This is a genomic window from Nocardia miyunensis NBRC 108239, assembly GCF_001613065.1.
Classification (GTDB): domain Bacteria; phylum Actinomycetota; class Actinomycetes; order Mycobacteriales; family Mycobacteriaceae; genus Nocardia; species Nocardia miyunensis.
Window position 1 is genome coordinate 78,370 of the sequence record NZ_BDBQ01000023.1, and the last position, 6,339, is coordinate 84,708.

Consider the following 6,339-nt stretch of genomic DNA (forward strand, 5'->3'; position numbering starts at 1 on the left):
GGGACGGATGGGTCAGAGGCTGAACGGGTCGTTGGAGGTGTCGGCGCCTGCCGCGGCGGTGGGTGTGTCGGTCGTGGTCGTATCGGTCGCGGCCGGATCGGCCGTGACCGCGCCGATCACGGGCGCGGCGGCGGCGTCGTCGACGTTGTCGCCGACGATGGCGTTGCCGTTGCGGGCGCTCACCAGCGCTTCGGGCACGGCGCCGGCGCCGTTGCCGGATATGCCCGCCCGGATGGCGGACAGCGCGCCCGCCCCCGGAACCACTGGCGGCACAGCCGCTTCGGACACCGTCGCCGCGGCGGGAACGGTCTGGGCGACGGGTTCCGCCGCCGCTGTCTCGGTGACGCCGTCGAGCTTGTTGTCCTGCCAGGCGCCGAGGGCGGCGGGCTCGCTCGCTGCGCCGCCGGCGGCAGCGGAATCCGCGGTGCCGCCGGTGGCTGCCGTGCCGCCCAGCGAATCGAACTTCGAGGATCCGAGCGCGGGCGCGGTGGCGGCCGATGTGGGTGTGGCCGTGGCTTTCTGGATGGCTTGCTGTGCCGCGGATGCGAGCGGCTGCACGATCTGCGAGGCGACCGAGAGCAGTTCTTCGAGTTCGCTGCTGCTGCTGCTACTGCTGTCGCTGCTGCTCGAGCTGCTGCTGCTCGAGCTATCGCTACTGCTACTGCTGCTCGAGCTGCTACTGCTCGTGCTGCTGCCACCGGTACTGCTGCTGTCGCTGCCACCGCTGGTACTGGACCTGGTGGCGGTTCCGCCCCGGACCGATACCGGGCTGCCGTCTTTCGTCATCTTGGCCGAATGCTCGGCCAGCTGCGCCTTCGTGCTGGCGGTGATCTCGAGCGCCTCGGCGGCCGCCTGCACCGCGACGGCCACCAGTGCGGTCTGGCCGCCCGGAGTAGCCGCCAGCGGCGACAGGGCCGTCTCGGTGGTGGCCAATCGCGTTGCCACCGCTGTCATCTGGGCCGATCCGGTCGCCACCGTCGTCGCCGCGGAGCCCAGTGTGCTGTGCATCTGGGTGGCCTGGTTGGAGACGTCCGACGAACTGCTCTGCGCGGATTCGCCGGACGAGGTCGCCGAGTCGGTGCCGCTGCTGTCGTTGGAGTCCAGCAGTTCCAGTCCCGCGCTGACCAACCCGATGGCCGAGCTCAATGCCTGAACCACGTTCTGCAGCAACGACTGTGGGTTGACCGACCCGTGCGAGCCCAGGGTGCCGGTGCCGAAGCCGCCGAACAGATCCGTGACCGGTTTGAGCAGGCTGTTCATATCCAGGGTCGGCAGCGACGGCAGCCCCGGCACCGACGTGATCGACTGTCCCGCCGGTACCTCGGGCAGGCCGATGCTGTTCAGCACCTGGGCGGCCGGCTGATTCGCCAACGACGCCGCGGGGGAATTCTTCAGGGCATCCAGGACCGTGGGATGTAGTGGCGCGCTGAGTGTTTCGGCAGAGCTGGTCATTGCGAGGAAGATCCGTCGCCGGTGAACCCGGACGCACTGTTCTGCTCGGACTTGCTGTAGGAGTTGGCGGCGTTGTGCGAGACCGTCGCGGTGTTCTTGAAGACGTTCGCCAGCTGGCTCACCGCGCTGAAGTGATTGGCCTGCGCGTAGGCGAAGCTGGTCAGGAACTCCTGGCCGATGAGCCCGAATGTCGTTGCCGCAGAGGTCACACTGGCCGCCTCGTCGACGGTGCCCGCGGCGGTGACCGTGGAGGCTATTCCAGCCGCGATGTCGCCGTACTGTCGAAATGTGTTGGGGTCCACCTTGACAACGCTCATCGTGGCTCACTCTCCTGGCGATGTTCCGCCGATTCGTGCCTATGTCGCCCTTTTAATGTTAACGAGCACAATGGATTCAGCAAGTCGTAGGTGATCCTTTCGCAAATCATTTTCCCGCCGGTTACTGATCGATGATCGGACGCACACTCAGCGGATCCTCCCCGAGTGCTTCCTCGAGATTTTGTTTGGAGTCGAGCGAGGAAGAACGTTTGCGTTCCTTCTGCTGCCCTTGCGCGTTGTTCATACCGCCGCCCATACCTCCCATCGGCATCATCGGCGACTCCTGCCACGAGCCCGCTCCCGAGATCGCGCCCGCCGTCGGCTGTACCGCTTGTTCGGTGGTCGAGCCGCCCGAGGCACTCGGGAACTGGTTGGCCATGGCGGCGCTGTCCTGTGACAGCGGGCCCGTGGCCCCGGCGGGACCGAGTCCGCCACCGAGTCCGCCGCCACCGCCGCCGAGTCCGCCCGCACCGCTCGCGAGATCGCCGACCGGGGTGTGGATGCCGGACGCGCCGTCCAGGCCGGCCCCGTGGAGTCCGCCGGACATTCCGCTCGCGCCGAGCAGGTTCTTCAGCAGCGAGGAGAGCTCGCTCGATGAACCGGACGAGCTGTCGTCATCGGAGTCATCCGAGTCGTCGGAGCCGGTGGAACTGTCGGAGGAGTCGCTTCCGGTGGAACTGCTGGTGCTGTAGCTGGTTCCGGTACTGGTGCTGCTGCTTCCGCTGGAACTGCTGCTGCCGGTGCTGGAGTCGCTGCCGGAACTTCCGCTGGAACTTCCGGTGAGTGCCGATTCCGCACCCGCGGCGTATCCGGCGGTGTAGCCCGCGGAATAACCGGCGGAGTATCCGGAGCTCATGCTGCCGCTGGTGGTGGTCGTGCCGGTGCCGCTACTGCCGGTGGCGCCCTCGCTCGTGGTGGTTGTGCCGGTACCGGTGCTGGTGGAGCTCGATCCGGTGGGGCTGCCTTCGACGGTGTAGGTGTACGGGCTGGATCCGCTGGTGGTGGTTGTGCCGGTGCTGCCGCTGGTGGTGGTGTAGGTGGAGCCGGCTCCACCGGTGGTGTAAGTGGTTCCGGTACTGGTGGTTCCGGTGCTCGTGCTGCCGCCGCCGCTGGTGGTGTAGGTGGTTCCGGTGCTGCCGCTGGTGGTGCTTCCGCGGCCGGTGGTGGTTGTTGTTCCGCTGCTGCTGCCGCTGGCTGCTGCTTCTTCGCCTGCTTCGTATCCGGCGCTGTATCCCGCGGAATATCCTGCGGAGTAAGTACTGGATGCGGTGCTGTCGCTGCTGGTGGATCCGCTGCTGCTGCCGGTGCTGGAGCCGCTGGTGCTGCCGGTGGCGTTGTCGCTTCCGGTGCTGGATCCTGTGGCGTTGTTGTTGCCTGTGCTGGATCCGGTGCTGTTGCCTGTGCTGGATCCGGTGGTGCTGTTTGATCCGGTGCTGGTTCCGGGGGGTCCGCTGGTGGTGGTGGTGCCGGGGTCGGAGAAGGCGGGGGTGATTTCGGCGATTTGGCGTAGGCCTGGTGGGTAGAGTTCGGACCAGACTTGTTGGAGTGTGTTGACGTCGTGTTTGGCGCTGTTGCAGCCGCTGTAGGTGTAGTAGGTGCCGTCGCCGGTGCTGGCGGTGCCGTACATCCAGGAGCCGTCGGTGGCTTCGGTGTATTGCCATTGGCTGGGCATTTTTTTCTGGATGTCGTCCAGGAGGCTGGTGAGTTCGGTGATGGTTTTGTTCATGGCGCCCATGGTTTGGCCGAGGGCGGAGACGGCGCCGTTGACGTAGTTGTCGACGGCGGTGGTGGCGGCGGTGGCGCCGTTGCCGGTCCATTCGCCGGTGTTGAGGGCTTGTTGCATGTTTTCGTGGAGGGTGGTGGCCCAGGTGTTCCAGGTGGTTTGTAGTGAGGCCCATTGTTCGGCGGTGGCGGAGAGGGAGTTGTTGTTGTTGCGGATGGATTGGCCGATGTGGAGGAAGTCTTCGAGGGAGAAGGAGGTGCCGTCTTCGGCTTCGCCGGCGATGGTGGTGGCGTAGCTGTCGGCTTGGACGAGGTTGCCGCCGGTGCTGCCGCTGCCGAGGGTGTAGGCGGTGCCGGAGGATCCGGAGCCGTAGGTGTCGTTGTAGTCGGGGGTGTTGCCGGTGGTGTTGTCGATGGTGAGGGTGGAGTTCGAGTCGGGGTCGAGGGTGTCGAAGCTGGTGGCGCTGTTGTTTTCGGCGTTGTCGTAGTTTTGGGCGGCGGCTTTGAAGGTTTCGCCCATGTCGGTGACGATGAGTTTGTGTTCGTAGAGGTCGTTGTAGAGGTCTTGCCATTTGTCGGTGAGTAGGGTGCGGAAGCTCGAGGCTGAGCCGATGGCTTCGGTGTCGGTGTCGGAGTTTTTGGTGACCAGGGGTTTGGTGGGTGTGGTGAGGGAGCCGACGGAGTTGAGCATGGCTTCGATGTGGCCCAGGAAGGTGGAGGCGGCGTTGTAGGCTTGTTTGGCGACGGTGGAGTTGAATTGCAGGTCGCTGCCGGAGGCTTGGGCTTGGTCCTTGAGACTCGACCAGTCCGAGGTATCGGTACCCGTTCCAGTAGCCGTCACCACACACTCCCGTCGTGCTCGAGCCAACTGCGCGGCTCGTAGTCATGGTTGTCTTCGTCATCGATTTCGGTCTGTTCCACCGCGTCCCGGGTGGGCAGACCGAGCAGGTCAAGGACCTGATCGTTCAGTCCCAGCTGCGCTAGTTCGACGCGCCTGGCCGCACCCGCGCGATCGGCCGCCAGCCGGCACAGTCGCAGCAGGTCCTCGGCCAGATCCGCGGGGTCGCGGCGAAGCTGGACGGCGTCCACGTGCAACTTCAGCGGCAGGCCGAATTCGGTTGTCGTAACTACGATTTCGCCGTTGCGCAGGGCGGCCTCGGCGGTCGTGTAGCCGGTGTATCCGTGCTGCGAATCGCCGACGATCGGCGTGGCATCCCGCACTGAGCCGGCGGCATCGGCATCGGGCTCGTCGACGGGCCCCGAGTACACGCCGGACTCGTGGATCGTCTCGGGGATCGCGGAACCGAAATCCGCTGGCTCAGGCACGTCGCTCGTCCTCCAGCGTTTGCAGCACGGTGGCTATGTCGGTCGCGATCAGCGCGCGCAGCCGATACGGATCGGCGCCGACCGCGACCGGGTCGGGGGTGTCCGGGATGACGTACCGGCCGTCGTCGACGAGATCGCGCCAGTAGATGCGTCTGGTGCGAATCCCGCGCGGGCCGAAAATCGAACGGCCCTGGGATATCTCGATGGAACCGAGCACGCGGACGGGGGAATTCAGGAAGGCGCCGGCGCGCCGCTCGAGATCCGGGTAGCTGTCGTGCACCTGGGATCGCCCGTACCAATGGTCGGTGTCGCTGTGATCCGGCGATGCCACCATGGGCGTATCCGGCAGTCGGCCCGGATCGCAGGCGGGCATGGCGCCGACGATCGCACCGGCGAGGCGTTCCGCTTCACCCATCGTGATGGTGAATCCGCCACTGTGCCACATGGATTCGCCGGGCAGCTGCCGGATGAGCACGGCCGTCGGGCCCTGTCGCGCACCGAGCACGCGCACGCGCGCCATGGAATCCTCCGGGTGCTCCGGGTCCACGCCGTGCGCCACCACCCGCACGTCCGCGCGCGCGACGCGGCCGAGCGCGTCGTGCAGCGAGCCGTCGTAGCGGTCTCGCATATCCACCCAGGTCCGGGTGGACAGGCGCGCGTATTCGTCGGCGTAGTGCACCGGCAGCAGGGCACACAGGGGCGAGGGCAGGCGCTCGGCGAACAGCCTGTCCCAGGCGATCACCAGTTCGGCGGCGGTGAGATTCCAGGTCAGCGTCATCACTCCACCACCGGGCGGACGCCGCGTTCCATCTCGCCGACCGCCTCGTCCAGGTAATCGGTGGAGTTGAGCGAATCGGAGTGCTTGCGCTCCTTCTCCTTGGGTTGAGCCCCTCTGGCGCCGCCCATGCCGCCCACCGGCATTCCGGGTGACTGCTGCTGCGCCAGCCCGGCGCCCGGCGACGTGCCCGCGGCCGTCGTATCGGAACTCGCGGCCAGATTCGACGCCTGGTCGCCGGGGGTGCCCGCCGTGGCCGCGGACGGGCCGGCGGCCCCGAGGCCACCGAGCCCGCCGCCCAGTCCACCCGGCAGCATGCCCTTGTCCGCATGGGCCTTGCTGCCGGGGAGACCGGCGGTCGGGGAGGAGTTCGTCGGCGGTTGCGACTTGGCGTTGTTCAGCAGGTTGCTCAATGTGCTCGCGATCGATGAGAACGAGCCCGAACTGCCCGAGGAACTTCCGGAGCTGCCCGACGAGCTGTCCGAACTGTCCGAGCTGCCGGAGGAACTTCCGGAGCTGCCCGAGGAGCTGTCCGAGGAAGAAGATCCGCTGGAACTCGAATCCGATCCGCTGCTGCCGCTGCTGGATCCGTTGCTGCCGCTACTCGATTCGCTGCTGCCGCTGCTGCCGCTGCTGCTGGATCCGCTGCTTCCGCGGGTGGAAGTGCTGTCGCTGTTGGAAGTGCCGCTGCCGCTGGATCCGGCGGCTCCCGTGCTGCTGTATGCCGCTGAGGTCGTGGTGGATCCA

General features: G+C 66.8%; 7 protein-coding genes. 1 reads left to right on the plus strand and 6 read right to left on the minus strand.

The features are described 5' to 3' along the window. Window positions 1-12 precede the first annotated feature (12 nt). The 6 genes from NM2_RS48905 to NM2_RS10325 form a co-directional block, all read right to left on the minus strand. Window positions 13-1,452, minus strand: a complete 1,440-nt coding sequence (locus tag NM2_RS48905; RefSeq protein ID WP_157121015.1) for a hypothetical protein — start codon at window positions 1,450-1,452, stop codon at window positions 13-15. Continuing rightward, window positions 1,449-1,769, minus strand: coding sequence for a type VII secretion target (locus NM2_RS10305; RefSeq protein WP_067667029.1), 321 nt, complete (start codon window positions 1,767-1,769; stop codon window positions 1,449-1,451). Before NM2_RS10305 ends, NM2_RS48905 begins: the two co-directional genes overlap by 4 nt. A gap of 121 nt (window positions 1,770-1,890) precedes the next feature. Next, window positions 1,891-4,332, minus strand: coding sequence for a hypothetical protein (locus NM2_RS10310; protein WP_157121016.1), 2,442 nt, complete (start codon window positions 4,330-4,332; stop codon window positions 1,891-1,893). Continuing rightward, window positions 4,329-4,817 (minus strand): hypothetical protein, encoded by a 489-nt coding sequence (locus NM2_RS52935; protein WP_369690311.1) that lies wholly within the window; start codon window positions 4,815-4,817, stop codon window positions 4,329-4,331. The genes NM2_RS10310 and NM2_RS52935 overlap by 4 nt, the downstream gene beginning before the upstream one ends. Then, window positions 4,810-5,595 carry an ESX secretion-associated protein EspG gene (locus NM2_RS10320; protein WP_067667033.1) on the minus strand — a complete coding sequence of 262 codons (786 nt, stop codon included), beginning with the start codon at window positions 5,593-5,595 and terminating at the stop codon, window positions 4,810-4,812. The genes NM2_RS52935 and NM2_RS10320 overlap by 8 nt, the downstream gene beginning before the upstream one ends. Next, entirely contained in the window at window positions 5,595-6,005 is a 411-nt protein-coding gene (locus tag NM2_RS10325) for a hypothetical protein (protein ID WP_067667035.1), read from the minus strand. Before NM2_RS10325 ends, NM2_RS10320 begins: the two co-directional genes overlap by 1 nt. 1 nt (window position 6,006) lies before the next feature. On the opposite strand from NM2_RS10325, the gene NM2_RS10330 reads away from it, so the two are divergent. Continuing rightward, window positions 6,007-6,339: hypothetical protein (locus tag NM2_RS10330; RefSeq protein WP_067667037.1), on the plus strand; the 333-nt coding region annotated here is incomplete at its 3' end.

Excerpts from the sequence above, each read along its gene's own strand:
- NM2_RS48905 (WP_157121015.1), bottom strand. The coding sequence starts at position 1,452 with ATGACCAGCTCTGCCGAAACACTCAGCGCGCCACTACATCCCACGGTC.
- NM2_RS10305 (WP_067667029.1), bottom strand. The coding sequence starts at position 1,769 with ATGAGCGTTGTCAAGGTGGACCCCAACACATTTCGACAGTACGGCGAC.
- NM2_RS10320 (WP_067667033.1), bottom strand. The coding sequence starts at position 5,595 with ATGACGCTGACCTGGAATCTCACCGCCGCCGAACTGGTGATCGCCTGG.